Raw genomic sequence first — 25,765 nt, forward strand, 5'->3', positions numbered from 1 at the left:
CAAAGCGCTCTTGCCCCACCACTCGGCACCTCGCTTAGGCTCGGTGTGCCCGTAATCCGCCAGTGATTTGGGGGGCCGCCGCCACGCGCCATCCATGGCGCGGGGCGGCTAAACCGGCATCCCTGCCTGTTTACCCCCCAAATCCCTGTCGAATTCCGGCCAGCGTGGTTTGATGGGGCGCCTAAGATCAAAAGCAGATCAAGAGCAAGATCAAGATCAAGATCAAAAGCGGCTCGCTTCGCATCGTGGTTACCATCAACGCCGTGACGCTTGGCGTTCGGTCTTGCATCCAGTCATTTCAAAAGCGTTTCAACACATATATCCATGGAACGCTGCTGCGTCTGCTCATACAACTGCAACTCATCAATCGTCCTGCGCCCCAGCGCCTGTTCGAAGGCATCTCGGTTGGAGTTGCCCGCATAGTGACTCTGCGCCCCATCCCCCAGGTTTGACTGGAAGATCCCCGCCGCACTGACCGGCAAAAAGTCCTCATACACTAACGGCTCCACCGCCACATGACCGGCACCGACCAGCGCCTCCAATGTGCGCGGCTGATCGGCCTGGCCGCGTGCCGCCAAGCCCTTGTCGGTGACGAAGTAGCGAAAATACGCCAAGCCCTGCTCGCGCATTTGTGGGTAGTTATCGGGGAAGGCGTGGAAGTGCTGTTCCATCAATTGCACATAGCGTTCGGCATTGGCCTCGTTAGGGAACGCGCCGAGTTCGTCGCGGGCGGCGTTCAGCAGTTGGTCGTACAGGGCGCGGCCTTTAGGCGTAAGCGCGACGCCGCGTTGTTCGATTTCGCCGAAGCGCGCGCTGTGGCTGCCGTGGGCATCGGTGAAGGCGATGGGTTCGTCCAGGGCCTTGAAGCTGGTCTGGCGCAGCAGGATCGGGCACTGGCGCCGGGGTGGGCCTTCGATCACGGCTTTGGGGGTGATGCCTTTACCGGGCATCGCCGCCTGCACCTGGTCGATGTCCAGGGTGCGTGGCGTCAGGTGGTTGATGTGCGGGCCTTTGAACGCGACGACGTCGGCGATCAGGCGGTGCTGGTCGCTCAGTTGCTGATATTGGGCGCCGGTGACCGTAGCAGTGTGGTGCCAGCGGAACGTCTCCAGGGCCTGGCGGATAAAGGCCTCGGCATCGCTGGCATTCAAGCCGCCTTGGGCCTCTGCCTGGTCGATCAATGCCAAGGCCTCGGCGGTAAAGATCGAGCGCTTGGCCAGGGCGCTTTCGGCGAAGGCGCGCAGGTCGGGGTTTTCGATCAGTTCCAGGCGCAGCAATGAGGTGAACACGCGAAACGGGCTGGTTTGCAGTGCGTGTTCATGCACGGCGCGAAAGGCGGTGGAGTGAACGGGTACGCCAGCGGGGGTGAGGTCGTAGTAGCCCACCGGTTGCATGCCCATCACCGCGAACAAACGGCTGATAGTTGCCAGTTCCGCAGCGGTGCCCAGGCGGATGGCGCCATGGCGTTCCATGTCCAGGCGCTGGATTTCGCCGGTACGCTGTAGCTGGTGCGCCAGGCCCGGTTCGCTGTCGAGCACATGTGCATTGGTCTCGGCCACCAACTCAAGCAACGCACCATATAACGGAACTTCATCTCGATACATGTCGGACATGGCCTTGGAAAAGCCCTTGCGGATCTCGTCGGCGCTGACATGTGCAGTGGCGTGCATAGAAAAATTCCTGATGACTGGAGCGATGAAAGTGGCCTTTGCCTGATTTTGTTGAGCGACCGGCCGCCTTGCAAACGAAGATTCTTCTGGACTTCATTCTGCAAATGAATGAGTTGACCCTGCGTCCAAGTCTTCATGTGCAAGCAGGCGTCATTGGGCTCTACACTGCGCTCCACTGTGTAGGTGAAGGAGGACCCAATGACGGCCAAACCCGCAACCAACCTGCTGGACACCCTCGAAGGCCAGCGCCTGGCAACGCCAGGCGCCGAGCAGTGGCGCGAGTGGGGCCCGTACTTGAGTGAGCGCCAATGGGGCACGGTGCGCGAAGACTACAGCGCCGACGGCGATGCCTGGGCCTACTTCCCCCATGAGCACGCCCGCAGCCGCGCCTATCGATGGGGCGAGGACGGATTGGCCGGTTTCAGTGACAAGGCCCAACGCTGGTGCCTGGGCCTGGCACTGTGGAACGAGCGTGATGCAATCCTCAAGGAGCGTCTGTTCGGCCTTAACAATGCCGAAGGCAACCACGGTGAAGACGTCAAGGAACTGTACTTTTTCGTCGATGGCGTGCCGAGCCATGCCTACATGCGCATGCTCTACAAATATCCCCATGCGGCCTTTCCCTACGCTGACCTGATCGCCGAAAACGCCCGTCGTGGGTTGGCGGATGCCGAGTATGAAATCCTTGATACCGGTGTGTTTGCAGACAACCACTACTGCGACGTCAGTGTCGAATACGCCAAGCATCAGCCCGACGATATTTTCATGCGCGTCACCGTGCATAACCGTTCGGACCAACCCACACGCCTGCAGGTGCTGCCCCAGCTCTGGGCGCGCAATGACTGGAGCTGGACCTTCGATGCACCCAAGCCCAGCTTGAGGTTGGACGGCGAGCGGGTTCTGGCGCGCCATCATGAGCTCGATGATCGCCACCTCAGTGCCTGGGGCCAGGACGGGTTGCAGTGGCTGTTCTGCGAAAATGAAACCAATCGGCCCAAACTGGACGGGCAACCGGCGCCGGGGCCATTCAAGGATGGCATTAATGATTACGTGGTGGGCGGGGTTGAGTCGGCCGTTCGCCGGGACGCCGGCACCAAGGTGGCCGCGCATTTCACTCTTGAACTGGCGGGCCAGGAAAGCAAAACCCTTTACCTGCGTTTTGCGCCTCTGGACGCGCCCGATGTCAATGCGCGCAAGCTATTCGAACAGCGCCGCCAGGAGGCCGATGACTTCTACGCGGTCTTGCAACAGGGCCTTGCCGATGACGATGCGCGCAATGTGCAACGCCAGGCCCTGGCCGGCCTGCTGTGGTCCAAGCAGCTGTACTATTTCGACGTGAACCAGTGGCTTGACGGCGACCCGGCTCAGCCCGCGCCACCCCCCGAGCGTCTGCATATCCGCAATACCCATTGGCGGCACCTGAGCAACTTCGACATCTTGTCCATGCCCGACACTTGGGAATATCCGTGGTACGCCTCCTGGGATCAAGGCTTCCAGGCGGTGGCCATCGCGCTGATCGACCCCGGTTACGCCAAGCAACAGCTGTTGCTGCTGGTAAAGGACCGCTTCATGCACCCCAACGGCCAATTGCCGGCCTACGAATGGCGCTTTGACGACGCCAACCCGCCCGTGCATGCCTGGGCCAGTTGGCGGGTATATCAGCAGGACAAGGCGTTGACCGGCGTGGGCGACATGGATTTCCTGGAGCGCATCTTTCACAAGCTGCTGTTGAATTTCTCCTGGTGGGTCAACCGCAAGGACGCCGAGGGCCGCAACCTGTTCCAGGGCGGTTTTCTGGGCCTGGACAATATCGCCTTGTTCGACCGCTCGGCCACGTTGCCGCCGGGTTACCAGTTGGACCAGGCCGATGGTACCGCCTGGGTGGCGGCCTATGCCCTGGACCTGATGCGCATCGGCCTGGAGTTGGCCAAGCGCAATGCGGTGTATGTGGACATTGCGGTGAAGTTCTTCGAGCATTTCCTCTACATCGCCGGCGCTATCAACCGCGTCGATGACAGCGCCGAAGGCTTGTGGGATGAGCAGGACCAGTTTTTCTACGACGTACTGCACCGTCCTGATGGCCAGAGCGAACCGGTGCGCCTGCGCTCCATCGTCGGGTTAATGCCGCTGTTCGCGGTGCTTGTGCTGGAACAGCGCGAGCACGAGGGCCTGGAAGGCTTGCGCGAGCGCCTGCTGGGCTTTATGCATCATCGGCCGGACTTGGCCAGGCTGGTTTCGCGCTGGACCGAACCGGGGCAGGGCAACCGCCTGTTGCTGGCGCTGCTGCGCGGTGAACGCACCAAGGATTTGCTGCGACGTATGCTGGATGACCAGGAGTTCTTGTCGGCCTTTGGCGTGCGCGCCCTGTCCAAGGCGTTCGCCGAGCAGCCCCTGGCGTTGAAGATGAATGGCGACACCTTGTGTGCCAGTTACCAGCCCGGTGAGTCCGACTCACGCTTGTACGGTGGCAACTCCAATTGGCGCGGGCCGCTGTGGATGCCGGTCAATTACATGCTGATTGAATCGTTGCGCGAATTTCATCGCTATTACGCAGAGCATTTTTCCGTGGAGTACCCGACGGGCAGTGGGTATCTGGCGTCTCTCGAGGAAGTGGCTGACAGCCTCAGCGAGCGGCTGACGCGGCTGTTTCTTAAAGATGAAAACGGTGTGCGGCCGTCGATGGCGGGGTATGCGCAGTTGCAGGAAGACCCGGCCAGTCGTGACCTGGTGTTGTTCCATGAGTATTTTCATGGTGAGACAGGGCGAGGGCTGGGGGCTTCACACCAGACCGGGTGGAGCGCGTTGGTGGCGTTGTTGCTACAGCCAAAAACCTGAGCAGTCCTACGGATTTGCTTTTCTGTGGGAGCTGGCTTGCCTGCGATACAGGCACCGCGGTGCGTCCGGCAAATGGAGTAGATGCCATCGCAGGCAAGCCAGCTCCCACAGGGGATCTTCATTCACCGCGAGAATGCAGGCAAAAAAATCCCGCCTGGGGAGGCGGGATCAGGATTCAGGGTTACCCGTGAATCAGGAAGGGAACAGCTCGCTCAGCTTCATCGCCAGCATCATGTCGCCTTCGGTGCGCAGCTTGCCGCCCATGAACGCTTGCATGCCGTCGGTGGAGCCGTCGACGATGCCTTCCAGGGTCTCGCTGTCCATCACCAGGGTGACCTGAGCGTCAGGGTTTTCGCCTTCTTTGAGTTCGCAGGTCTTGTCCTTGACCACCAGCGAGAAATTCTTGCTGTCGTCGATACGGAAACCGAACACCAGGTCCAAGCCTTCGGCAGCGCTTGGGTTGAATTTGGCTTTCATTGCTTCTACTGCTTTAGCTACGTCAGTCATGGTTTCGATCCTTAAGGGTAGAGTCCAGTGACCTTGGGGTCACGGTTGGCCGCAGTTCATCGGAAAGTGATGAGCTGCGGCGCCTTCAACAGTTGCAAGTGGGCGTGACTGTTGAAGGAAGCCAGTGCCACCTCGCGACCACGGAACTTCAGTTGGTTGAGCGAGGTGTTAACAATTTGCCAGTTCATTTCGAAGGCCTGGGCTGCAGGCATTCGGGTAATCAGGTGGAGCAGGGCGGTGATGGTGCCGCCGGAGGTGAATACGGCGATTTTGTCGGTGTGGTTCGCGGCTTCAAGGATCCGCTGCAAACCACCCTGGACCCGCTCGACAAACCCCAGCCAGCTTTCCAGCCCGGGCGGATCATAGGTGCCGGCCAGCCAGCGTTCGATGATCAGGGCGAAAATGCGTTGGAACTCGCTGCGGTTCTGCGGGCCATTGCGCAGGATGTGCACGGCATCCGGCTCACTGCTGAGCAGGTCGGGTAACAGGCCGCGAATGATCGCCTCGCCGTCGAACTCGTTGAACGCACTGTCTGTTTCCAATGCCGGAACCGGCAAGCCCAGGGCGCTGTACTGGTCGAACGTGGCGCTGGCAGTGTGCTGCTGGCGACGCAGGTCGCCGGCGATGCAGCGGTCAAACGCAATGCCCAGGTCTGCCAGGTGGCGACCGAGCACTTGCGCTTGTTCCACGCCAATGGGCGAGAGGACGTCATAGTCGTCTGCACCGAAGGAAGCCTGGCCATGTCGAATCAGATAAATGCTGCCCACGTCCGTTTTCCCGGTACGTTGAAAGTCTGGCGAGGTTATGAGGATGCCTGCGAGCTGTCAATGAAAAAACATACGCTTGTTTTAAAAGCGCGTTGGAGCCCGCCTGCTGGCGGTTTGATCACTGGCTCCTTCGCAGTGGCGTCGGTATGCTGGGGCCATCCGCGCCTGGCGCAGTGCATTTTTTAAGGAGACATATGGATTTTTTGGCCGAATACGCGAGCTTTCTGGCGAAGACCGTCACCCTGGTGGTCGCTATTCTGGTGGTACTGATCAGCTTTGCAGCACTGCGCAGCAAAGGTCGTCGTAAATCCGCCGGCCAATTGCAGGTCAGCAAGCTGAATGATTTCTACAAGGGCTTGCGTGAGCGCCTGGAGTCCAGCCTGCTCGACAAGGACCAGCTCAAGGCCCTGCGCAAGTCCGAAAGCAAGGCTGAAAAGAAGAAAGACAAGAAGAAGCCCGAGCTCAAGCCACGGGTATTCGTGCTGGATTTCGACGGTGACATCAAGGCCTCGGCCACCGAAAGCCTGCGCCATGAAATCACCGCACTGCTGAGCCTGGCCACGCCCAAGGATGAAGTGGTGTTACGCCTGGAAAGCGGCGGCGGCATGGTGCACAGCTATGGCCTGGCCTCCTCGCAACTGGCGCGTATCCGCCAGGCCGGCGTGCCGTTGACCGTGTGCATCGACAAAGTCGCGGCCAGCGGTGGCTACATGATGGCGTGCATCGGCGAGAAGATCATCAGTGCACCCTTCGCCATCCTCGGTTCCATTGGTGTGGTGGCGCAGTTGCCCAACGTCAATCGCCTGCTTAAAAAGCACGACATCGACTTTGAAGTGCTGACCGCCGGTGAATACAAGCGCACGCTCACTGTGTTTGGCGAAAACACCGAGAAAGGCCGGGAGAAGTTCCAGGAGGACCTGGACATCACCCACCAGTTGTTCAAGAACTTCGTCTCGCGTTACCGCCCGCAGTTGGCGATTGACGAGGTGGCCACTGGCGAAGTGTGGTTGGGGGTTGCCGCTCTCGACAAACAACTGGTCGATGAGCTGCAAACCAGCGATGAATACCTGGCCACCAAGGCCAAGACCGCCGAAGTGTTCCACCTGCACTATGCCGAGCGTAAGAGCCTGCAAGAGCGCGTGGGCCTGGCGGCCAGCGGTTCGGTGGACCGGGTGCTGTTGACCTGGTGGAGCCGCTTGACCCAGCAGCGGTTCTGGTAACCCAGTACTGAAAACCAGGTAGTCCCTTGTGAGCGGGCTTGCTCGCGAATGCGGTATATCAGTCAATAGATTTGCTGGCTGACACTCCGCATTCGCGAGCAAGCCCGCTCCCACATTGGTTTTTCGATCATGTCAGGTCAAGCGGGGTTTAATCGAGTCCGCCAACTGCGTAAGGATCAGGCAGCACGACACGGCCCCGGCATCCAGAACACCGAGGGAACGCTCACCCAAACGACTCGCTCGGCCAATCTTGGCCACCAGGTCCTTGGTCGAATCCCGCCCTTGAGAAGCAGCGCTTTTCATCGCATCGAGTGCATCGCTGAAAGAACGCGCCGCTGCATGCGCCCGTTCAAAGGCTTCCACCGCCGGGATCAACGTGTCCATCAAGCACTTGTCGCCCACGCCCGCTTCGGTGATGTCCTGCAACGAGGTCAAGCCGCCGCGCAGCAGGTGGGCGAACCTGGCGGCGTCGATGTCTTCACTGCCGCGCACTTCGTCGGCCATGCCGATAAACAGGCTGCCATACAAGGGCCCCATGGAGCCGCCGATGCCTTCCATCAGGCTCAGGGTCAGTTCATCCAGGGCTTCGGCCAGGGTCAGTTGGCGGCCTTCGATCGTGCGGCCGCAATGGGCAAAGCCCTTGGCCATGTTGATGCCATGGTCGCCATCGCCTATAGCGCCGTCGACTTCGCTGAGGTACTCCCGGTTGGCCACGATCACGCTGACCAGGTCGGCGACAATGGCGCTACCGTCATGGGTGGAAAAATGCTGGCTCATGATTCACTCCGCCTGGGTCATGCCGATGGAGCGGCAGGGTTGGTCGATCAGGGTTTTCAGCTCGGCGTCGAGGCCGAGCAGGGTCAAGGTCACGCCCATCATCTCCAGGGACGTGAAGTAGTTGCCCACGTAGCAACGGTGAATCTTCAAACCTTTGGCCTTGAGCTGTTTTTCCACCTCGGCGTAGAAAATATACAACTCCATCACCGGGGTGGCGCCCAGGCCCGAGACCAGCACCACCACGCTGTCGTCCTGGCTGAAATCGCGGTCGGCGAGGATCGGCGCCAGCATGCGCTCGGCCATGGCGGCGGCCGCTTCAATCGGGATGACTTCGATGCCCGGTTCGCCATGATGGCCGATACCCAGCTCCATCTGGCCGTCGGGAATCTGGAAGTTCGGCTTGCCCACCGCGGCGATCGTGCAGGGCGTAAGGCCGATACCAATCGAGCGGCAGTGGTCGACGGTTTTCTGCGCCACCCGAATCACGCCGTCCAGGTCGTAATGCTGGGCAGCGGCGGCACCGCCGATCTTCCACATGAAGATCTCCCCGGCCACGCCGCGACGCTTGGCAATATCGGCCTTGGGCGCGGAGGCCACGTCGTCGTTGGCGACCACGGTGCGGATGCGCATGTCTTTGCTGGCGGCCATTTTCATTGCCAGCTTCACGTTCATGTTGTCGCCGGCGTAATTGCCATACAGGCAGGCAACACCTGCGCCATGGTCGGCGGCGCGGAAGGCATCGAAAAAGCTCTTGGCGGTGGGCGAGGAAAAAATCTCGCCGACGGCCACCGCATCCACCAGGCCCGGGCCAACATAGCCGAGGAACGCCGGCTCATGCCCGGAGCCGCCGCCGGTGACAATGCCGACGCGGCCCTGGGCGGACGGTCTGGCCTTGACGATGACCCGTGGGTTGCTTTCGTACTGGCGCAGTTCGGGGTGCGCGACCAGGATGCCGCGCAGCATGTCTTCGACCACTTGGTCGGGATCGTTGATGACTCGATTCATAACGCCGGTTCCTGTGTTCTTGTTCTAAAGGGTGGCACTATTTCACTGTGGGAGCTGGCTTGCCTGCTCCCACAGGGTTTTGTGTTGTTACTGAGGTCAGGGTTCGAGCACCACCTTCAGCGATTTATCGCCGCGTTCCATCACTGCAAAGGCTTCCTTGAAGTCCGCCAGCGCAAACTTGTGGGTCACCACGTCGCGCATGTCGATCTTGCGGTTGCCGATAAAGTCTATGGCCCTTGGGTACATATATGGCCCCAGGTGCGAGCCGAGGATATCCAGTTCCTTGCGGTCGCCGATGATCGACCAATCCACCGTGGCCTCGTCATTGAACACGCTGAATTCCACAAAGCGTCCCAGCTTGCGCAGCATCGCCAGGCCCTGGTTCACCGCCTTGTGATGCCCGGTCGCCTCGATATAAATATCGCAGCCGTAGCCATCGGTGATTTCGCGGATCTTTGCCAATACGTCCACCTCGGCCGGGTTCCACACTTCATCGGCGCCCAGGCGCAGGGCGAGGGCGGCGCGTTCGGGTTTCATGTCCAGCACAATGAGCTTTTTCGGGTTGCGCAACCGCACTGCGCCGATGATGCCCAGGCCCAGGGTGCCGGCGCCGGCGACCACCACGATGTCGTCATGGTCGACGTTGGCGCGTTCCGCCGCGTGCAGCGAGCAGGCCAAGGGTTCGATCAGGATCGCTTCGTCGGGGGCGATGGATTCCGGCACTTTGTGGATGATGCCTTCCTTGGTGAAGATCATGTATTGCGCCATGGCGCCCTGCACATTGTTCTGGAAGCCATACAGGTCGTGCTTCTGGCACATCCAGTACTGGCCGTGGTTGCAAAAGCGGCAGCCCCAGCATGGCACGATCTGCTCGGAGATCACCCGGTCGCCCACGGCCACGCCGCGTTTCTCGGCGCCTGGGCCAAGGGCGACTACGCGGCACACGAACTCATGCCCGGGGATCATCGGCGGCTTCACGTAGCGCGGTTGCTCGGCATCGCCCCAAAAGGACGGTGCGCCGCGATAGGTCTTGATATCGCCCATGCAAATGCCGCACAGCTCGACTTTGGTCAGGATCTCGTCGGGGCCGGGCGTGGGCACGTCGACGGTTTCCAGGCGGTAATCTTCCGGGCCGTGGCAGACCACGGCCTGCATGGTTTTCGGGATGCTCGGGGCGAGTTGTTCAGGTGTGCGTTCGGTGACGGTGGACATGACAAAACCTCACGACATAACGATGATTACTGAATGCTGTAGCCGCCGTCGATCACCATGTTGGCACCGGTGATCATCTGTGCGGCGTCGCTGAGCAGGTACAGCGCCAGCCCGGCGATTTCTTCCGGCTGGGCAAAGCGACCTGCCGGAATCTGCAATTTGGCCCGCTCACCCACCTCGCCGGCCCAGGCTTTTTTGCCCAGGGCGGTTTCGACGATGGTCGGGGAGATGGCGTTGACGTTGATCTGCGGCGCCCACTCCATGGCCAATACCTTGGTCATGCCGACGATGGCGGCTTTGCTGGCGCAGTAGGCGACGTGACGGTCCAGGCCAATCACGGCGGCCTGGGACGCCAGGTTGACGATGCGCCCGCTGCCTTGAGCAAGCATATGTCTGGCACAGGCCTGGGCCATGAAAAAGCTGGCCTTGAGGTTGATGTCCAGTGTGGTGTCCCAGGCGCTTTCGCTGACCTCGATGGCCTTGTCCAGCAGCACCACGCCTGCGCTGTTGATCAGATAATCCAGGCGTTGGAAGTGCGCGAACACCTTGTCGACGGTCGGTTGTATCTGGTCGATCCTCCCGAGGTCGACGGCAATGCCCAGGTGCCCGGCACCCAGGCTGGCGGCCACCTCGACCACGGCCGGATCGCGGTCCAGCAGCGCCACCCTTGCGCCGCGTTCCGCCAGCAAAGTGGCGCAGGCCAGGCCGATGCCGGCGGCGCCACCGGTGATCACCGCGCAACGGCCGCTGAGGTCGAAGGCTTGGTTCCAGAAACCAGACATGAGTAACTCCCGTTACAGATCAAAAGGTAGAACGCGGTCCAATGTGGGAGCTGGCTTGCCTGCGATTGCATCAACCCGGTCTACCTGATGCACCGAGGTGCCTGCATCGCAGGCAAGCCAGCGCCCACAGTTGACTGTGTTTCAAGCCACTGACTACTTACCGCCGCTGACTTGCTTGTACAGCGCGTCCGCATTGGCATTGGTCACCGGCACCCACGGCAGGATGTAGTTCTTGGCCGTGCCGTCGGCCCATTTCAGGTCCTTGGCATAGCGCTCCCAAATCACCGATTGTGGCTTGTAGTCGTCGCCGGCCAGGGCACGCAACGCTACGTCCAGCGCGCCTTGGGACTGGGCCTGGGCATCCTGGAGGAAAGTGGTGACTTCGTCCTTTTTCGCCGCCTGGATCGCATCCGGCATGCCGTCGATAGAGGTCACGGGCACATCCTTGGAGGTGAGGCCATGGGACTTCAGCGCCTGCACGGCGCCCAGGGCCATGTCGTCATTCTGGGCGATCACGCCATTGATGCCCTTGGGGTGGGCGTTGAGCCAGTCTTCGGTGAGCGTCATGGCCTGGGCGCGGTCCCAGTTGGCGGTTTTCTTTTCGATGATCTTGATGTCCGGGTGTTTGCCCAGCACTTCCAGCTCGCCTTTTTCCCGGTCGATCTGCGCCGACTGGCCAATCGGGCCCTGGATGATCACCACGTTGCCCTTGCCATTGAGCTTGTCGACCATGGCCTGGGCCTGCAGGCGGCCGCCTTCCACGTCGTCGTTGCCCACATACGGCACGCTGGCATCGGCTACTTTCGTATTGGAGGCGATGACCACCACGTCGTTGCTCATGGCGGCCTTGACGGTACCGACGCCGGCCTTGGTATCAATCGGTACGAACAGAATCGCGTCGTAGCGTTGGGTCACCATGTTTTCGATCTGGTTGTTCTGGGTCAGGGCGTCGTAGTTGCCGTCGAACACGGTCAACTGCACGGTGCCATCCTTGACGGCCGGATGTTCCTTGAGCTCGCGGACCCAGTTCTGCATGAACTGACCCTTGAGGCCATAGACGGCTGCGCCGATCTTGTAGGTCTTGCCGTCGGCGGCCAGGGCGATACTGCTGGCGAGCAGGGAGAGGGCCGCCGCAGCGGCCAGGGTGGTACCCAGTTTCATAAGTAGAACTCCAGTTATTGTTATGGGTCGTTCTTCAGCGTTTCTTCTTGCGCCACACGTCGATCAGTACTGCAAACACGATGATCAGGCCCTTGGCGACCTGCTGGTAATAGGAGGACACGCCGAGCAGGTTCAGGCCGTTGTTGATCACGCCGATCAGCAGTGCCCCGAACAACGTGCCGACAATGCTGCCGGTACCGCCGGACAAACTGGTGCCGCCGATCACTACTGCGGCAATCGCATCCAGCTCATAGGAAACCCCGGCCTGAGGCAGGGCAGAGGTGGTGCGTGCCGACAGCACCACGCCGGCCAACCCGGCGAGCAGGCCCGAGACCACGTACACCGAGAACATCACCTTGCGCACGCCAATGCCGGAGGTTCGTGCGCTTTTTTCGTTACCGCCCACTGCGTACACATAACGGCCGTAGGTGGTGTAGCGCAGTACCATCCAGAAAATAAGCGCGACCACGGCGAAGATGATGATCGGCACGCCCACCGGGCCGACCTTGCCGATACCCAGGGCCAGGTAGGCGTCGGGCAGGTCGGTGATCGGGCTGCCGTCGTTGAGGATAAAGGTCATGCCCCGGGCGATGCTGAGCATGCCGAGGGTGGCCACGAACGGCGGGATCGACAGGTTGGCGATCATGAAACCGTTGACCACCCCGAGCATCGCACCGGCAAACATCCCGGCGCTGACCGCCGCCAACAGGCCATAACCCTGGGTGGCGACCATGGCGCTGCACAACCCGGCGAATGCCAGGATCGACCCCACCGACAGGTCGATGCCCTTGGTCAAAATCACATAAGTCATGCCCACGGCGAGAATGCCGTTGATGGAGGTCTGGCGCAGGATGTCCATCCAGTTGCGCCAGGTCATGAAGTATTCGCTGGAAAACGCCATCACCACGCACAGCAGGATAAACACCAGCGGCAGGCCGAAGCGGTCGAGGGACAGGCGCAGGCGGTTGCGCGACGCGGCAGTAACGGGAGCAACGATGGTTTTGGCATTCATGAGGCGAGACTCAACAAGGCTTCCTGGGAAAGGGCGGTGTCGGTGCTGATAGTGACCAGCCGGCCGCCTTTGAAGACGGCGATGCGGTCGCTCAAGTGCAGCAGTTCCGGTGCTTCCGACGACACTACAATGGCTGCGCCACCGGCGCGCACGAACTGGTCGAGCAGGTGGTAGATCTCCTGTTTGGCGCCTTCGTCGATGCCGCGGGTGGGTTCATCGCAGAGCAGGCATACCGGCTCGGTGGACAGGCATTTGGCGAGCACCACCTTTTGCTGGTTGCCGCCGCTCATTGATGCCACCGGCAGCTCCAGGGAGCTGGTCTTGATCTGCAAGCGCTTGACCATCTCCTCGGCTAGTTGCGCTTCTTTACGTGCGTTGATCAGCGACCAACTCGACAAGCGCTTATAGGCCGACAGTGCAATGTTCGACAGGATGCTGCCGGTCAGCACCAGGCCGCTGTCCTTGCGGTCTTCGGTAACCAGCGACATGCCGGCGTCGATGGTCGCCTTGGGCTGCCCGATGGGCATGGGCTTGCCTTGCAAGGTAACGCTGCCGGAATCCGCCACGGTCAGGCCGTAGATGCAATTGAGGAATTCACTGCGCCCGGAGCCCATCAACCCATAAATGCCGAGAATCTCGCCACGGCGCAGCTGCAGGCTGATGTCGTGGAACTCACCGTTGCGGCTCAGGTTGTCGACTTGCAGGCAGGTGCTGGCCGCACATTCGCGGCCCGCCTTGTGGTCGATGCGCGTCAGTTCCTGGCCGACAATGCCGCGCACCAGGTGGTCGCGGTCGATATCGGCCATGCGCCCGCTTTCGACAAAGGCGCCATCACGGAAGATGCTGTAGTCATCGGCGATCTGCGCCAGTTCGCTCAGTCGATGGGACACGTACACGATGCCGGCACCGCGCGAGGTAAGGCGGCGAATCGCCTTGAACAGGGTTTCGGCCTCGCGCTCGCCGATGGCCGAGGTGGGCTCGTCCATGATCATCACCTGGCAGTCATGGCTGAACGCCTTGGCGATTTCCACCAATTGCATCTGCGCCACGCTCAAGCGGTGCATGGGGCTGGTGGCGTCGACGTCGAACTCCAGGCTTTCGAGCAGTTCGCGGGTGCGGCGGTTGAGGGCCTTGCTGTCGACGATGCAACCGGCGCGGCGCGGTTCGCGGCCCAGCCAGATGTTTTCGGCGACGGTCATGTAGGGGATGGGTTCGAGCTCCTGAGTGATCATTGCGATCCCCGCGGCCAAGGCTTCACTCGGGCGATTGAACTGCACCGGTGCGCCGTTGAGCAGAATGCTGCCGGCGTCACGCTGGGTGATGCCCATCAGGATGCTCAGGAAGGTCGACTTGCCGGCACCGTTGCCGCCGCACAGGGCGTGGACGCTGCCGGCGCGCAGAGAAAGGCGCCCGTCGCGCAGGGCTGGCACCCCGGCGTAAGCCTTGGCGACGTGTTCAGCCTGGAGCAGTAATGGCGTGGCCATCGGCGTGTCCTCGTGCTGTGAATTCTTATTAGGTCGCACAGTCATGTTTCGCTGTGATCATATGTGTATCAAATGAAATTCTGATCAGTCAATCTCTTTCACTTAAAAGGTGTGATTCTCATCTTTGACGCGGTTATTGCCTTGGTATAGGGCTTTGACTGGCAGGTCAGTTAAATCTCGCTTGACAGCAAGGGGTGAATGCTTGCGAAATGAGTGAGAGATATTTCACTAAGTGATCATTTGGTCAGTGGAGTTTGGCGCCATGAACACACCTTTCCCGGTGGCTATCGGATGTGATGAAGCGGGTTTTGAGCTCAAAGAGTTGTTGAAGCGCCATATCGAGGCGTTGGGATACCCGGTGACCGACTTCGGTACGCATTCAACGGCGCCGGTGCTGTACCCGGACATCGCCCTGGCCGTGGCCACCGCCATCAATGCCGGGCAACAGCGCCTCGGTGTGCTGGTATGCGGCACCGGCATAGGCATGGCCATCTCGGCCAACAAGGTGCTGGGTATCCGTGCGGCCCAGGCCCATGACACCTACTCGGCGGAGCGGGCGCGCAAGAGCAACGATGCGCAAATCCTCTCCATCGGTGCGCGGGTCATCGGTGCGGAGTTGGCCAAAAGCATCGTCAGTGCGTTTTTGGCCTCGGAGTTCGAAGCGGCGCGGTCCGGGGCCAAGGTCGAACGCATCAATGCGATCGAGCGCGATGGGCATCAGTAGTGGACGGCGCGGGGCAAGAGTCGGGAGAATGCGCCTTTGACGCCGAAACGGAAGCCCGTCCCCATGAGTGACAGTACCCAGCGCATGGCCAGTGATATCGATCAGATGACCGAAGTGGCGATGCTCTATTACCTTGAGAACGTCACTCAGGAGGCCATTGCCAAGCGCTTTGACCTGTCGCGGGCAAAAGTCAGCCGCCTGCTCAAGCGTGCTCGGGATGAAGGGATCGTCGAGGTGCGCGTGTTGCAGCACCCGGCGATGAACAACGAGCTGGAGCGGGCGCTGGTGGAGCGCTTCAAGCTCGACCGCGCCTTGATCGCGGTCGACCACAGCGACCCCGACACCCAGCGCTCGGCGGTTGCCAGCCTGGTGGCCAACTACCTCAACAAGACCCTGAGTGATGGGATGATCGTTGCCGTAGGCATGGGGCGTAACGTCGGCGCGGTGGCCGATAACGTGTTTCTGCCGGTGACCCGCAACTGCACTTTCGTGTGTGCCATCGGCGGTTCGCTCAAGGCCGGCGAATACATGAACCCTGACCACATCTGCCGACGCCTGGCCCTGCGCTTTGGTGGCGAAAGTGAAAGCCTGTACGCCCCGGCGCTGGTGGCCAACCCGGAACTGCGCGGGGTGCTGATCAACAACGACACGGTGCGTTCGACCCTTGACCGCGCCCGGCGTGCCGATATTGCCTTGATCGGCATCGGCGACATGAGCGAGAACAGCAACATGGTGCGCATGGGCTGGTTCTCGCCCCAGGAAATCGCCCAGGCGCGGTTGTCTGGCACTGTGGGCGACATGATGGGTTATGACTTTATCGACATTCACGGCCAGCCGGCGGTCAACGCCATCCAGGGGCGCGTGATCGGGTTGACGGTGCAGGAGCTGTTTCGCATCCCGGATGTGGTGGCGATTGCCAGCGAGAACACCAAGGCGGCGGCGACCTTGGGGGCGTTGCGTTCGGGGGTGATCAATACGCTGGCGACCACTGTCACCAATGCCCACACCATCCTGGCGCTGGACGATGCCACTCGTAAAACCTGATGAGTCGTCTATCTGGCAGGCGGGCAGGCTTTCTGTGGGAGCTGGCTTGCCTGCGATTGCATCGACCCGGTCTACCTGATGCACCGAGGTGCCTGCATCGCAGGCAAGCCAGCTCCCACAAGAGTTGCTGTGCTTTTGATGGGGGTTTACAGGTTTTGTAATAGTTTTGCGTTGTGGGAAATTTGTATTTCGAATGTAGGATTCAAGTCCTTTTGTCATTTCAGGACTTGCATGAACACCCTCTCGGAGCCTCCCAGTCGTCTTTCCCCAAGACAACCGCTGTCGCTGTTCCCGCTGAAGCACCCCGTATTCCGTCAAACTAACCTTGTCCCGGTCGTACGACCGCACTTTGCCGTGCCCGGCGTTCTGAACACTTTAAAGACAGAGAATTTATAAATGGAATGGTTAGCGGATCCTACGGCCTGGCTCGGCCTTGCTACTTTGATTGTGCTGGAACTGGTACTGGGTATCGACAACCTGGTGTTTATCGCGATCCTGGCGGACAAGTTGCCGCCGGAGCAGCGTGACCGTGCACGTTTGATCGGTTTATCCCTGGCGCTGTTGATGCGCCTGGGCCTGTTGGCGAGTATTTCCTGGTTGGTCACCCTGACGCAGCCGCTGTTTGAGGTGTTCGACAAGAGCTTCTCCGGCCGTGACCTGATCATGCTGTTCGGCGGTATATTCCTGCTGTTCAAGGCCACCATGGAATTGCATGAGCGCCTTGAAGGCCATGTGGCGCAGCACAAGGGCAGTGTGGCTTACGCCATGTTCTGGCCGATCGTCGCGCAGATCGTGGTGCTGGATGCGGTGTTCTCCCTCGACGCGGTGATTACCGCCGTGGGCATGGTCGACGAGCTGGCGGTGATGATGATCGCCGTGATCGTGTCCATCGGCCTGATGATCGTGGCGAGCAAGCCGCTGACCCGTTTCGTCAATGCGCACCCCACCGTGATCATGCTGTGCCTGGGCTTCCTGATGATGATCGGTTTCGCCCTGACCGCCGAAGGCCTGGGCTTCCATATTCCCAAGGGCTACTTGTACGCGGCCATTGGCTTCTCGATTCTGATCGAGGTGTTCAACCAGATCGCCCGAGCCCGTCGCAAGAAGTCGGCGCAGGGCGTGTTGCCGGTGCGTGAGCGTACCGCCCATGCGGTGATGCGCTTGTTGGGCGGCCGCAGCCTGGCGGTGGAAGAGGTGGGTGAAGACGTGGCTGACCTGCTGGGCGAGCCGGATGCTGCGCAGGGTCCGCTGTTTGACCGACGTGAACGGGTGATGATCAGCGGCGTGCTGCAACTGGCCGAGCGGCCGATTCGCACCCTGATGACGCCAAGGGCCAAGGTTGATTGCATCGACCTGGCGGACGACCCCGAGACGATCCGTCTGAAACTGATGCACTCGTCCTACTCGCGTCTGCCGTTGATCCGTAACGGTGCGGTGGATGAGCCCCTGGGTTTTGTGCACAAGAAGGAGTTACTCAAGGAGTACCTGGCGGGCAACGAGCCGAACCTGGAACACCTGGCGCGTCGGGCGATCAACCTGCTGGACAGTTTTTCGATCCTCAATGCCCTGGAGCAGATGCGCCAGGAGTCCACTCACATCGCTTTCGTGATCAACGAATTCGGCGACTTCATGGGCGTATTGAGCATGACGGATATTCTGGAATCCATCGCCGGTGAATTGCCCGATGCCAGCGAAATCGAAGGGCCCGATATTGTCGAGCAAGGCGATGGCTTCCGTGCCAATGGTGCCTTGAACCTCAACCTGGTGCGTCAACGCACGGGCTTCAAGGCGGTGACGACCGAGGATTATCAAACCCTGGCAGGTTTGGTGATGAGCCTGCTTGACCGCTTGCCGGTGGTGGGCGATAGCCTGGAGCATGAAGGCTGGCGTTTGACTGTGGCTGAAGTGGAGGAGCGTCGAGTGACGCAAGTGCATTTGCGCCCTTGCTCAGGTCATAACGGCTGAAGATGTCCTGCACAAACGGCGCCTGCTCTTCCAGGGGGCCGAAGCCTTTGAATTTTTCTACCAGGGCGCCATTCAGGTAGATCAGCAGCGTCGGGGTGCCTGTTACTTCAGGGTGCCTCGGCGTGTGCGCGCAATCGACTACCAGGCTCACGATTCTGGGATGCCTCCAGGCGTGCAGTTCGAATAAGGGGCCTGCCTGCGCGCAGGCGGGGCAGTGTTCTGAAACGAACAGAATGAATACCGGGCGTGGTGTGTTTAGTAACCGTTCGAACGCCTTGGCACTGGAAATACTGCTCGTTGCAACGCCCATGGTGATCTCCCTTCAAGCCGCAGTCGTTTTTACCAACGCTAAGCCGGTGGATGACTACCGTCTACTGTCAACCTTCACAGGTGTACCTTGCTGCCCCAAATGATCTAAAAGGGTGCGCAGTAACAGCGGTGTGTGGCTTTGAGTAGCAAGCCGATTGCGAGGCCGGTGCAACCCCGTGGGCCTATCCGATCTTTATCTCGCTGATCTCTAAAGACTTTTACCTCGACATATTTTTCCTCCAGTACCTGTGGCACACTTTCTGCTGTCTGTTCCGTTGTTACATACCAAGTTCCGGTATAGCGGAATACACAATCCCTGGAGTGCTTGTCATGCATCACCGACCTTCCGTATTCAAAGCGTGTGTTTTTCTCGTCGCTGCATCGGCTTCCCTCGCCAGCGTGGTGCAGGCGGCGGACAGCAAGCTCGATGATGTGCTCAAGCGTGGGCACTTGATCGTAGGTACAGGCAGTACCAATGCGCCGTGGCACTTCCAGGGAGCGGATGGCAAGTTGCAGGGATTTGATATCGACATCGGCCGCATCGTGGCCAAAGGCTTGTTCAATGACCCGAGCAAGGTGGAGTTTGTGGTGCAGTCGTCTGACGCACGTATTCCCAACCTGCTCACCGACAAGGTCGACATGAGCTGTCAGTTCATCACCGTTACCGCCAGCCGTGCGCAGCAGGTGGCCTTTACCTTGCCGTACTACCGGGAAGGCGTCGGCTTGCTGTTGCCCAATAACAGCAAATACAAGGAAATCGAAGACCTGCAGGCGGCGGGCGACGACGTCACCGTGGCTGTGCTGCAGAACGTGTATGCCGAAGAGTTGGTGCACCAGGCACTGCCCAAGGCCAAGGTCGATCAGTACGACAGCGTTGACCTGATGTACCAGGCCGTGAACTCAGGCCGCGCCGATGCTGCTGCCACCGACCAGTCCTCGGTCAAATACCTGATGGTGCAGAACCCTGGCCGCTACCGCAGCCCCACCTACGCCTGGAGCCCGCAAACCTATGCCTGCGCGGTCAAGCGCGGCGACCAGGACTGGCTGAATTTCGTCAACACCGCGCTGCACGAAGCCATGACCGGTGTGGAATTCCCCACCTACAAAGCCTCGTTCAAGCAGTGGTTCGGCGTGGACCTGCCAGAACCGGCGATTGGTTTTCCTGTGGAATTCAAGTGACCCGCAACAACAGGGGCGCGCCTGAGCACGCCCCCTTCAGGTGCTGCTGACCATGAACTATCAGTTGAACTTTGCCGCCGTCTGGCGTGATTTCGACACCTTGCTGGCGGGGCTCGGCCTGGGGTTGCAGTTGGCATTGCTGTCGATCGCCATCGGCTGCGTGATCGGCCTGTTGATGGCGTTTGCCATGCTCTCCAGACACCGCGCGTTGCGTATTATTGCCTCGGTGTATGTCACCGTGGTGCGCAACACCCCGATCCTGGTGTTGATCCTGTTGATCTACTTCGCCTTGCCCTCCCTGGGCATTCGGCTGGATAAGATTCCCTCGTTCATCATCACCCTGTCGCTGTATGCCGGCGCCTATCTCACCGAGGTATTCCGCGCAGGCCTGGTGAATATTCCCAAGGGCTTGCGGGAAGCCGGCCTGGCCATCGGCCTGGGCGAGTGGCGGATCCGCGCTTACATCACCGTGCCGGTGATGCTGCGCAACGTGTTGCCGGCACTCTCGAACAACTTCATCTCGCTGTTCAAGGACACCTCCCTGGCCGCCGCGATTGCGGTGCCGGAGCTGACCTATTACGCCCGCAAGATCAACGTCGAAAGCTACCGGGTGATTGAAACCTGGCTGGTCACGACCGCGCTCTACGTGGCTGCCTGTTACCTGATTGCCATGCTGCTCCGTTACCTGGAACAGCGTTTGGCTATCCGTCGTTAAGGAAGGGTCCCATGTACGAATCCCCCAGTTGGCTGCATGAATTGTGGATCGCCCGCGAGACCCTCTGGGCCGGCTTCCAGGCCAGCGTGGCGGTCTCGGCGCTGGCGATTGTCTTTGGCACCCTGATCGGCATCGTTGCCGGGTTGATCCTGACCTACGGCAAGTTCTGGATGCGTGCGCCGTTCCGTCTGTATGTCGATTTGATCCGTGGCACGCCGGTGTTTGTGCTGGTGTTGGCATGTTTCTACATGCTGCCGGCCCTTGGCTGGCAAATCAGTGCGTTCCAGGCCGGTGCGGTCGGGCTCACCTTGTTCTGTGGCTCCCATGTATCGGAAATCGTGCGCGGCGCGCTGCAGGCCATTCCCCGTGGGCAATTGGAAGCGGGCAAGGCGATTGGCCTGACGTTCTATCAGTCCCTGGGCTATGTGCTGCTGCCCCAGGCGCTGCGGCAGATCTTGCCGACCTGGGTGAACTCCTCTACGGAAATCGTCAAGGCTTCCACCTTGCTGTCGGTGATCGGTGTGGCCGAATTGCTGCTCAGTACCCAGCAGGTGATCGCGCGCACCTTCATGACCCTGGAGTTCTACCTGTTCGCCGGTTTTCTGTTCTTTGTCATCAACTACGCCATCGAATTATTCGGGCGCTACATTGAAAAGCGGGTGGCCTTGCCATGAACCAAGCTCAAACCAACCCAGCGCTGCTGGACATTCGTGGCCTGCGTAAACAATACGGCCAGGTGGAAGTGCTCAAGGGCGTCGACCTGTCCATGCAGCGCGGCAATGTGGTGACGTTGATCGGCTCCAGCGGCTCGGGCAAGACCACCTTGCTGCGCTGCGTGAACCTGCTGGAAGAGTTTCAGGGCGGGCAGATCACCCTGGATGGCGAGTCCATCGGCTACAGCGATGTCGGCGGCAAGCGTGTACGCCACCCGGAGCGGGTGATCGCCCAGCACCGCGCAATGACCGGCATGGCGTTCCAGCAATTCAACCTGTTCCCGCACCTGACCGCGCTGCAGAACGTCACCCTCGGCTTGCTCAAGGTCAAGAAAATGGGCAAGGATGAAGCGGTGGCGCTGGCCGAAAAATGGCTGGACCGCGTCGGCCTGCTGGAGCGCCGCAACCACTTTCCCGGCCAATTGTCCGGTGGCCAGCAACAACGCGTGGCCATTGCCCGGGCCATTGCCATGAACCCCAGCCTGATGCTGTTCGACGAAGTCACCTCGGCCCTCGACCCGGAGTTGGTGGGCGAAGTGCTCAGCGTGATCAAGGGGTTGGCGGAGGAGGGCATGACCATGTTGTTGGTCACCCACGAGATGCGCTTTGCCTACGAGGTATCGGACCAGATCGTCTTCATGAACCAGGGCCGCATTGAAGAGCAGGGCAGTGCGAAGGACATCTTCGAACGGCCGCAGTCGCCGCGCCTGGCAGAATTTCTTAAGAACATTCGTTTTTAACAAGGAGCAACTTTATGAGCATTACTCGTTACGGCACCGGCAGCACCGCAGGTGGCGGCCAGCCACGTCCGTTCGCCCGCGCTGTGGAGGCCGATGGCTGGCTGTACGTGTCGGGCCAGGTGCCTGCGGTGGACGGTGAAATCATCAGTGGCGGCATCATCGAGCAAACCCGCCAGACGATGCGCAACGTGGTGACGATCCTCGAAGAAGCCGGCTACGAACTCAAGGATGTGGTGCGGGTGGGCGTATGGTTGGAAGACCCACGGGACTTCTGGAGTTTCAACAAGGTATTCGGCGAATACTTCACCCCGGAACACGCCCCGGCGCGCGCCTGCGTGCAGGCCAATATGATGGTCGATTGCAAGGTCGAGATCGATTGCGTGGCCTACAAGAAAAAGGGCTAAATCCCCCCACTCTAAAGACCACAGCAAGTCAGCTGTGGGAGGGGGGCTTGCCCCCTCCCACAGGAGATCTCTGCCAGACCCTAGAATTTTGACGGGACCCGCCACTGCCATGACCGAAGACACCATCAAACGCCGCGCCAAAGGCCTGGACCGTGCGTTCGATATCCTCGATTTTCTCAAGGAAATCGGCCAACCCCTGCGCCCGAATGATATTGCCAGCGGCATTGGCAGCCCCAAATCCACGGTCTACGAACTGGTGGCGTCGTTGCTGGAGCGGCGCATCCTGGAGACCGTGGGCAAGGACGGCCACGTGTATCTGGGGCGTCAGCTGTATTTCCTCGGCCAGGCACACTTGCGTCACTTCGATCTGACCCGCGAGGCCGACCACGCCTTGCAGGAGATCGTCAGCCAGACCCACGAAACCGCGCAGATGTGCCTGCTCAACGGGCGCAAATACACGGTGGCGCTGATGCGCGAGGGCCAGCGGCATTTCCGTATTTCTTCGGACATCGGTGAAAACGCGCCCATTCCGTGGACTGCCTCGGGACGCTTGTTGCTGGGGCATTTGAGCGATCAGCAGATCGTCGACCTGATCGATCCCGACGATTTCATCCTGCCGGATGGCCTGCGCCTGCCGCTGGACACTTTCCTGGCGCAGATACGCCAGGCCAGTCTGGATGGGTTCTTCTCCTTCGACAGTGTGGCCGACACCTTCACCCACTGCTTTGCCGCCCCGGTGCGCGATGCCCAGGGCATCAGCATCGCGACCCTGTGCATCGTCGCTCCTCGGGCTGATGCGAGCAAAAACTACCACGACTATCGCCGGGTACTGATCGACAGTGCCAACAGCCTGGCCCGGCGCATCAACGAATAGGAGTTTTCCATGTCTGCCCTCAATGCCGTTGAAAAAGGTGCCGCCGCCGTCGGTGCCCATTTGGTTCGCGATGTCAGCCTGCCGGCCCTGGTGCTGCACCGTGACGCCCTGGAACATAACATCCGCTGGATGCAGGACTTTGTCCGCAGCAGCGGCGCCGAGCTGGCGCCCCACGGCAAGACCAGCATGATGCCCGCGCTGTTCCAGCGCCAGATCGCCGCCGGTGCCTGGGGCATCACCCTCGCTACCGCCGTGCAGACCCGCGCCGGCTACGCCAGCGGCGTGCGTCGCGTGCTGATGGCCAACCAACTGGTGGGCGCGGCGAACATGGCCTTGATCGCGGACCTGCTGGCCGACAAGGATTTTGACTTCCATTGCATGGTCGATCACCCGGATAACGTCGCCGACCTGGGCCTGTTCTTCGCCGCCCGTGGCCAGCGCCTCAACGTGATGATCGAGTACGGCGTGGTCGGTGGCCGGTGCGGCTGCCGCAGCGAGCAGCAAGTGCGCGACCTGGCCAAGGCGATCCAGGCCCAGCCGGCATTGGCCCTCACCGGTATCGAGGGTTACGAAGGCGTAATCCACGGCGAGCAAGCCATCAGCGGTATCCGCGCCTTCGCCGCCAGCCTGGTGAGCCTGGCGGTGGAGCTGCAAGACAGCGGCCTGTTCGACCTGCCCAAGCCGATCATCACCGCATCGGGCTCGGCCTGGTACGACCTGATCGCCGAGTCGTTCGAAACGCAAAACGCCGCCGGCCGTTTCCTCAGCGTGTTGCGCCCTGGCAGTTACGTGGCCCACGACCATGGCATCTATAAAGAGGCGCAGTGCTGCGTACTCGAACGCCGCAGCGACCTCAACGAGGGCCTGCGCCCGGCAATGGAAGTCTGGGCGCATGTGCAGTCGCTGCCGGAGCCTGGTTTTGCGGTGGTTGCCCTGGGCAAGCGCGACGTGGCCTACGACGCCGGTTTGCCAGTGCCGCTCAAGCGCTACAGGGCCGGGATCGTGCCGGCGCAAGGTGATGATGTGAGCGGGTGCAAGGTCACGGCGGTAATGGACCAGCATGCGTTCATGACCGTGGCGCCGGGGGTTGAATTGCGTATTGGCGACATCATTTCCTTTGGTACGTCCCATCCTTGCCTGACCTTTGATAAATGGCAGGTGGGGTGCCTGGTGGATGAGCAGTTGCAGGTGGTCGAGTCTCTTCGTACCTGCTTCTAGACCGAGTCGCGGCTATCGCAGCGATGCGGCGACCCGACAAGCCAGCTCCCACAGTGACCGCGTTTTAACTGAAGGAATGCAGTCGAATGTGGGAGTCGGGCTTGCCCGCGATGGGGCCCTCCAGCACACCTGAGAACTTTGCCATGAACACCCACCCCCGCATCGCCCTCATCGGCGAATGCATGATCGAACTGCAACACCGCGCCGACGGCAGCCTGCACCAGAGCTTCGGCGGCGACACCCTGAACACCGCGGTGTACCTGCGCCGCGAGCTGGGCGATGCCGGCAGCGTTGACTACGTCACCGCCCTGGGCGATGACAGCTTCAGCGATGCCATGTGCGCGCATTGGCGCGCCGAAGGCCTTGGCCTGGACAGGGTCCAGCGTCTGCCTGGGCGCCTGCCGGGCTTGTATTGCATCCAGACTGACGCCCAGGGCGAACGTAAATTCCTCTACTGGCGCAACGAAGCGGCCGTGCGCGACTGCTTCACCACGCCCGCCGCCGAGCCGGTCCTGGCGGCCTTGCCGGGCTATGACGTGGTGTATTTCAGCGGCATTACCCTGGCGGTGCTGGGGAACATTGGGCGTGAGCGCTTACTGCAGGCGCTGATCGAAGCCCGCCGGCGCGGCGCCAGGGTGGTGTTCGATAACAACTACAGGCCCCGGCTGTGGGCTGATGTGCAAACGGCTCGTGAGGCGTATCGCAGGGTGTTGGCCGAAGTGGACATTGCCTTGCTCACCGAGGATGACGAGCGCGCGTTGTTTGGCTATGAGGATAGCGAGCAAGTGTTTGCGGCGTACCCGTCGATTGCAGAAGTGGTGCTCAAGCGGGGAGCGGATGCGTGCCTGATTCGTTGCGCGGGCGAGCGCTGTGCGGTGCCGGCGTTGAAAGTGGAGAAGGTGGTGGACACCACGGCGGCGGGGGATTCGTTCAGTGCGGCGTATCTGGCCTGTCGGCTCAAGGGTGGCTCGCCGCAAGAAGCTGCCTTGGCGGGGCATCGGCTGGCGAGCCGGGTGATTCAGGTGCCGGGGGCTTTAATACCGAGATGAATGGCCGCCTGCGGCGGATCGCGGGCAAGCCCGGCTCCCACATTTGAGTGGGTGTGCACTGCTAAATGTGGGAGCTGGCTTGCCTGCGATAGCGGACTGAAGCCATCCACTCAATCCCGGTAAAACACCTGCACCAAGTGATACCCAAACTTGCTCTTGATCGGCCCGTGCACCACCTTCACCGGTTTCTTGAAGATCACCGCATCAATCGCCCCCACCATCTGCCCGGGCCGCACTTCGCCCAGGTCACCACCGCGTTTGCCCGACGGGCAGGTGGAGTACTTCTTGGCCAGCACATCAAAGGCTTCGCCCTTGGCAATGCGCTGCTTGAGTTGTTCGGCTTCTTCGCTGGTTTTCACCAGGATATGACGGGCTTGGGCTTTCATGGGGCTCTACCAG

At 60.8% G+C, this 25,765-nt stretch carries 24 protein-coding genes and 1 pseudogene; 13 read left to right on the forward strand and 12 right to left on the reverse strand.

From position 1 onward, the window contains the following. Window positions 1-293: 293 nt before the first annotated feature. Window positions 294-1,670, reverse strand: coding sequence for a 2-oxoadipate dioxygenase/decarboxylase HglS (gene hglS, locus GIV35_RS16525; protein WP_236304248.1), 1,377 nt, complete (start codon window positions 1,668-1,670; stop codon window positions 294-296). Between the two features lie 198 nt (window positions 1,671-1,868). On the opposite strand from hglS, the gene GIV35_RS16530 reads away from it, so the two are divergent. Then, window positions 1,869-4,505 (forward strand): MGH1-like glycoside hydrolase domain-containing protein, encoded by a 2,637-nt coding sequence (locus tag GIV35_RS16530; protein ID WP_236264756.1) that lies wholly within the window; start codon window positions 1,869-1,871, stop codon window positions 4,503-4,505. A gap of 192 nt (window positions 4,506-4,697) precedes the next feature. On the opposite strand, the gene GIV35_RS16535 is transcribed toward GIV35_RS16530, so the two are convergent. Both GIV35_RS16535 and GIV35_RS16540 read right to left on the reverse strand, forming a co-directional pair. Continuing rightward, window positions 4,698-5,012, reverse strand: coding sequence for an SCP2 sterol-binding domain-containing protein (locus GIV35_RS16535; protein ID WP_034125754.1), 315 nt, complete (start codon window positions 5,010-5,012; stop codon window positions 4,698-4,700). 56 nt (window positions 5,013-5,068) lie between these two features. Then, window positions 5,069-5,779, reverse strand: coding sequence for a histidine phosphatase family protein (locus tag GIV35_RS16540; protein WP_034135852.1), 711 nt, complete (start codon window positions 5,777-5,779; stop codon window positions 5,069-5,071). 194 nt (window positions 5,780-5,973) lie between these two features. Between GIV35_RS16540 and sohB the strand changes: the two genes are divergently transcribed. Beyond that, a complete protein-coding gene (gene sohB, locus GIV35_RS16545) occupies window positions 5,974-6,999 on the forward strand; it encodes a protease SohB (protein WP_105226626.1) in 1,026 nt (341 codons plus the stop codon). A gap of 132 nt (window positions 7,000-7,131) precedes the next feature. Here sohB and dhaL read toward each other — a convergent pair whose 3' ends face one another. The 7 genes from dhaL to GIV35_RS16580 form a co-directional block, all read right to left on the reverse strand. Next, window positions 7,132-7,776 (reverse strand): dihydroxyacetone kinase subunit DhaL, encoded by a 645-nt coding sequence (gene dhaL, locus GIV35_RS16550; RefSeq protein ID WP_127881293.1) that lies wholly within the window; start codon window positions 7,774-7,776, stop codon window positions 7,132-7,134. 3 nt (window positions 7,777-7,779) lie between these two features. After that, window positions 7,780-8,781 carry a dihydroxyacetone kinase subunit DhaK gene (locus GIV35_RS16555; RefSeq protein WP_105226628.1) on the reverse strand — a complete coding sequence of 334 codons (1,002 nt, stop codon included), beginning with the start codon at window positions 8,779-8,781 and terminating at the stop codon, window positions 7,780-7,782. Window positions 8,782-8,877: 96 nt separating this feature from the next. Next, a complete protein-coding gene (locus GIV35_RS16560; protein WP_019817618.1) occupies window positions 8,878-9,993 on the reverse strand; it encodes an erythritol/L-threitol dehydrogenase in 1,116 nt (371 codons plus the stop codon). A gap of 26 nt (window positions 9,994-10,019) precedes the next feature. After that, on the reverse strand, window positions 10,020-10,775 hold the full coding sequence (locus GIV35_RS16565; protein ID WP_198715992.1) for an SDR family oxidoreductase: 756 nt from the start codon (window positions 10,773-10,775) through the stop codon (window positions 10,020-10,022). 153 nt (window positions 10,776-10,928) lie between these two features. Beyond that, complete coding sequence (locus GIV35_RS16570; protein ID WP_105226630.1) at window positions 10,929-11,936, reverse strand: substrate-binding domain-containing protein; 1,008 nt, start codon at window positions 11,934-11,936, stop codon at window positions 10,929-10,931. Window positions 11,937-11,970: 34 nt separating this feature from the next. Further along, window positions 11,971-12,948, reverse strand: coding sequence for an ABC transporter permease (locus GIV35_RS16575; protein WP_105226631.1), 978 nt, complete (start codon window positions 12,946-12,948; stop codon window positions 11,971-11,973). Further along, complete coding sequence (locus tag GIV35_RS16580) at window positions 12,945-14,432, reverse strand: sugar ABC transporter ATP-binding protein (RefSeq protein WP_223023676.1); 1,488 nt, start codon at window positions 14,430-14,432, stop codon at window positions 12,945-12,947. The genes GIV35_RS16575 and GIV35_RS16580 overlap by 4 nt, the downstream gene beginning before the upstream one ends. 262 nt (window positions 14,433-14,694) lie before the next feature. On the opposite strand from GIV35_RS16580, the gene rpiB reads away from it, so the two are divergent. From rpiB to GIV35_RS16595, 3 genes are all read left to right on the forward strand, one after another. Next, window positions 14,695-15,156, forward strand: coding sequence for a ribose 5-phosphate isomerase B (gene rpiB, locus GIV35_RS16585; RefSeq protein ID WP_019817614.1), 462 nt, complete (start codon window positions 14,695-14,697; stop codon window positions 15,154-15,156). Between the two features lie 63 nt (window positions 15,157-15,219). Next, the gene (locus GIV35_RS16590; protein ID WP_034125745.1) at window positions 15,220-16,200 is read left to right on the forward strand and encodes a sugar-binding transcriptional regulator; all 981 of its coding nucleotides are present in this window, start codon (window positions 15,220-15,222) and stop codon (window positions 16,198-16,200) included. Window positions 16,201-16,596: 396 nt separating this feature from the next. After that, window positions 16,597-18,165 carry a TerC family protein gene (locus tag GIV35_RS16595; protein ID WP_202691607.1) on the forward strand — a complete coding sequence of 523 codons (1,569 nt, stop codon included), beginning with the start codon at window positions 16,597-16,599 and terminating at the stop codon, window positions 18,163-18,165. Window positions 18,166-18,202: 37 nt separating this feature from the next. On the opposite strand, the pseudogene GIV35_RS16600 reads toward GIV35_RS16595, so the two are convergent. Beyond that, window positions 18,203-18,475 (reverse strand): annotated as a pseudogene (locus GIV35_RS16600) (thioredoxin family protein); the annotation flags it as partial. 329 nt (window positions 18,476-18,804) lie between these two features. Here GIV35_RS16600 and GIV35_RS16605 point away from each other — a divergent pair. The 8 genes from GIV35_RS16605 to GIV35_RS16640 all read left to right on the forward strand — a co-directional run bounded on the left by GIV35_RS16605 (window position 18,805) and on the right by GIV35_RS16640 (window position 25,366). Then, complete coding sequence (locus tag GIV35_RS16605; protein ID WP_034125742.1) at window positions 18,805-19,653, forward strand: transporter substrate-binding domain-containing protein; 849 nt, start codon at window positions 18,805-18,807, stop codon at window positions 19,651-19,653. Between the two features lie 52 nt (window positions 19,654-19,705). Next, window positions 19,706-20,368, forward strand: a complete 663-nt coding sequence (locus tag GIV35_RS16610) for an amino acid ABC transporter permease (RefSeq protein WP_034125741.1) — start codon at window positions 19,706-19,708, stop codon at window positions 20,366-20,368. A gap of 11 nt (window positions 20,369-20,379) precedes the next feature. Further along, a complete protein-coding gene (locus GIV35_RS16615; RefSeq protein ID WP_034135844.1) occupies window positions 20,380-21,042 on the forward strand; it encodes an amino acid ABC transporter permease in 663 nt (220 codons plus the stop codon). Beyond that, window positions 21,039-21,821 carry an amino acid ABC transporter ATP-binding protein gene (locus GIV35_RS16620; protein WP_020301585.1) on the forward strand — a complete coding sequence of 261 codons (783 nt, stop codon included), beginning with the start codon at window positions 21,039-21,041 and terminating at the stop codon, window positions 21,819-21,821. The genes GIV35_RS16615 and GIV35_RS16620 overlap by 4 nt, the downstream gene beginning before the upstream one ends. Before the next feature lie 14 nt (window positions 21,822-21,835). Further along, window positions 21,836-22,225, forward strand: coding sequence for a RidA family protein (locus GIV35_RS16625; protein ID WP_213153664.1), 390 nt, complete (start codon window positions 21,836-21,838; stop codon window positions 22,223-22,225). Window positions 22,226-22,334: 109 nt separating this feature from the next. Beyond that, entirely contained in the window at window positions 22,335-23,099 is a 765-nt protein-coding gene (locus GIV35_RS16630) for an IclR family transcriptional regulator (RefSeq protein WP_003191821.1), read from the forward strand. Window positions 23,100-23,108: 9 nt separating this feature from the next. Further along, window positions 23,109-24,317, forward strand: a complete 1,209-nt coding sequence (locus tag GIV35_RS16635; protein WP_223023680.1) for an amino acid deaminase — start codon at window positions 23,109-23,111, stop codon at window positions 24,315-24,317. 143 nt (window positions 24,318-24,460) lie between these two features. Beyond that, window positions 24,461-25,366 carry a sugar kinase gene (locus GIV35_RS16640; RefSeq protein ID WP_236264757.1) on the forward strand — a complete coding sequence of 302 codons (906 nt, stop codon included), beginning with the start codon at window positions 24,461-24,463 and terminating at the stop codon, window positions 25,364-25,366. 110 nt (window positions 25,367-25,476) lie between these two features. On the opposite strand, the gene GIV35_RS16645 is transcribed toward GIV35_RS16640, so the two are convergent. Then, window positions 25,477-25,752: a peptidylprolyl isomerase gene (locus GIV35_RS16645; protein ID WP_003174397.1), complete on the reverse strand. Its 276-nt coding sequence runs from the start codon at window positions 25,750-25,752 to the stop codon at window positions 25,477-25,479. Between the last annotated feature and the right edge of the window lie 13 nt (window positions 25,753-25,765).

The sequence above is a fragment of the Pseudomonas sp. PA-1-6B genome (genome assembly GCF_021609545.1).
In the GTDB taxonomy this organism is placed as follows: domain Bacteria; phylum Pseudomonadota; class Gammaproteobacteria; order Pseudomonadales; family Pseudomonadaceae; genus Aquipseudomonas; species Aquipseudomonas fluorescens_BV.

Coding starts and splice junctions, on each gene's coding strand:
- hglS (WP_236304248.1), bottom strand. CDS start 1,670: ATGCACGCCACTGCACATGTCAGCGCCGACGAGATCCGCAAGGGCTTT.
- GIV35_RS16530 (WP_236264756.1), top strand. CDS start 1,869: ATGACGGCCAAACCCGCAACCAACCTGCTGGACACCCTCGAAGGCCAG.
- GIV35_RS16535 (WP_034125754.1), bottom strand. CDS start 5,012: ATGACTGACGTAGCTAAAGCAGTAGAAGCAATGAAAGCCAAATTCAAC.
- sohB (WP_105226626.1), top strand. CDS start 5,974: ATGGATTTTTTGGCCGAATACGCGAGCTTTCTGGCGAAGACCGTCACC.
- dhaL (WP_127881293.1), bottom strand. CDS start 7,776: ATGAGCCAGCATTTTTCCACCCATGACGGTAGCGCCATTGTCGCCGAC.
- GIV35_RS16555 (WP_105226628.1), bottom strand. CDS start 8,781: ATGAATCGAGTCATCAACGATCCCGACCAAGTGGTCGAAGACATGCTG.
- GIV35_RS16560 (WP_019817618.1), bottom strand. CDS start 9,993: ATGTCCACCGTCACCGAACGCACACCTGAACAACTCGCCCCGAGCATC.
- GIV35_RS16565 (WP_198715992.1), bottom strand. CDS start 10,775: ATGTCTGGTTTCTGGAACCAAGCCTTCGACCTCAGCGGCCGTTGCGCG.
- GIV35_RS16570 (WP_105226630.1), bottom strand. CDS start 11,936: ATGAAACTGGGTACCACCCTGGCCGCTGCGGCGGCCCTCTCCCTGCTC.
- GIV35_RS16575 (WP_105226631.1), bottom strand. CDS start 12,948: ATGAATGCCAAAACCATCGTTGCTCCCGTTACTGCCGCGTCGCGCAAC.
- GIV35_RS16580 (WP_223023676.1), bottom strand. CDS start 14,432: ATGGCCACGCCATTACTGCTCCAGGCTGAACACGTCGCCAAGGCTTAC.
- rpiB (WP_019817614.1), top strand. CDS start 14,695: ATGAACACACCTTTCCCGGTGGCTATCGGATGTGATGAAGCGGGTTTT.
- GIV35_RS16590 (WP_034125745.1), top strand. CDS start 15,220: ATGAGTGACAGTACCCAGCGCATGGCCAGTGATATCGATCAGATGACC.
- GIV35_RS16595 (WP_202691607.1), top strand. CDS start 16,597: ATGGAATGGTTAGCGGATCCTACGGCCTGGCTCGGCCTTGCTACTTTG.
- GIV35_RS16605 (WP_034125742.1), top strand. CDS start 18,805: ATGCATCACCGACCTTCCGTATTCAAAGCGTGTGTTTTTCTCGTCGCT.
- GIV35_RS16610 (WP_034125741.1), top strand. CDS start 19,706: ATGAACTATCAGTTGAACTTTGCCGCCGTCTGGCGTGATTTCGACACC.
- GIV35_RS16615 (WP_034135844.1), top strand. CDS start 20,380: ATGTACGAATCCCCCAGTTGGCTGCATGAATTGTGGATCGCCCGCGAG.
- GIV35_RS16620 (WP_020301585.1), top strand. CDS start 21,039: ATGAACCAAGCTCAAACCAACCCAGCGCTGCTGGACATTCGTGGCCTG.
- GIV35_RS16625 (WP_213153664.1), top strand. CDS start 21,836: ATGAGCATTACTCGTTACGGCACCGGCAGCACCGCAGGTGGCGGCCAG.
- GIV35_RS16630 (WP_003191821.1), top strand. CDS start 22,335: ATGACCGAAGACACCATCAAACGCCGCGCCAAAGGCCTGGACCGTGCG.
- GIV35_RS16635 (WP_223023680.1), top strand. CDS start 23,109: ATGTCTGCCCTCAATGCCGTTGAAAAAGGTGCCGCCGCCGTCGGTGCC.
- GIV35_RS16640 (WP_236264757.1), top strand. CDS start 24,461: ATGAACACCCACCCCCGCATCGCCCTCATCGGCGAATGCATGATCGAA.
- GIV35_RS16645 (WP_003174397.1), bottom strand. CDS start 25,752: ATGAAAGCCCAAGCCCGTCATATCCTGGTGAAAACCAGCGAAGAAGCC.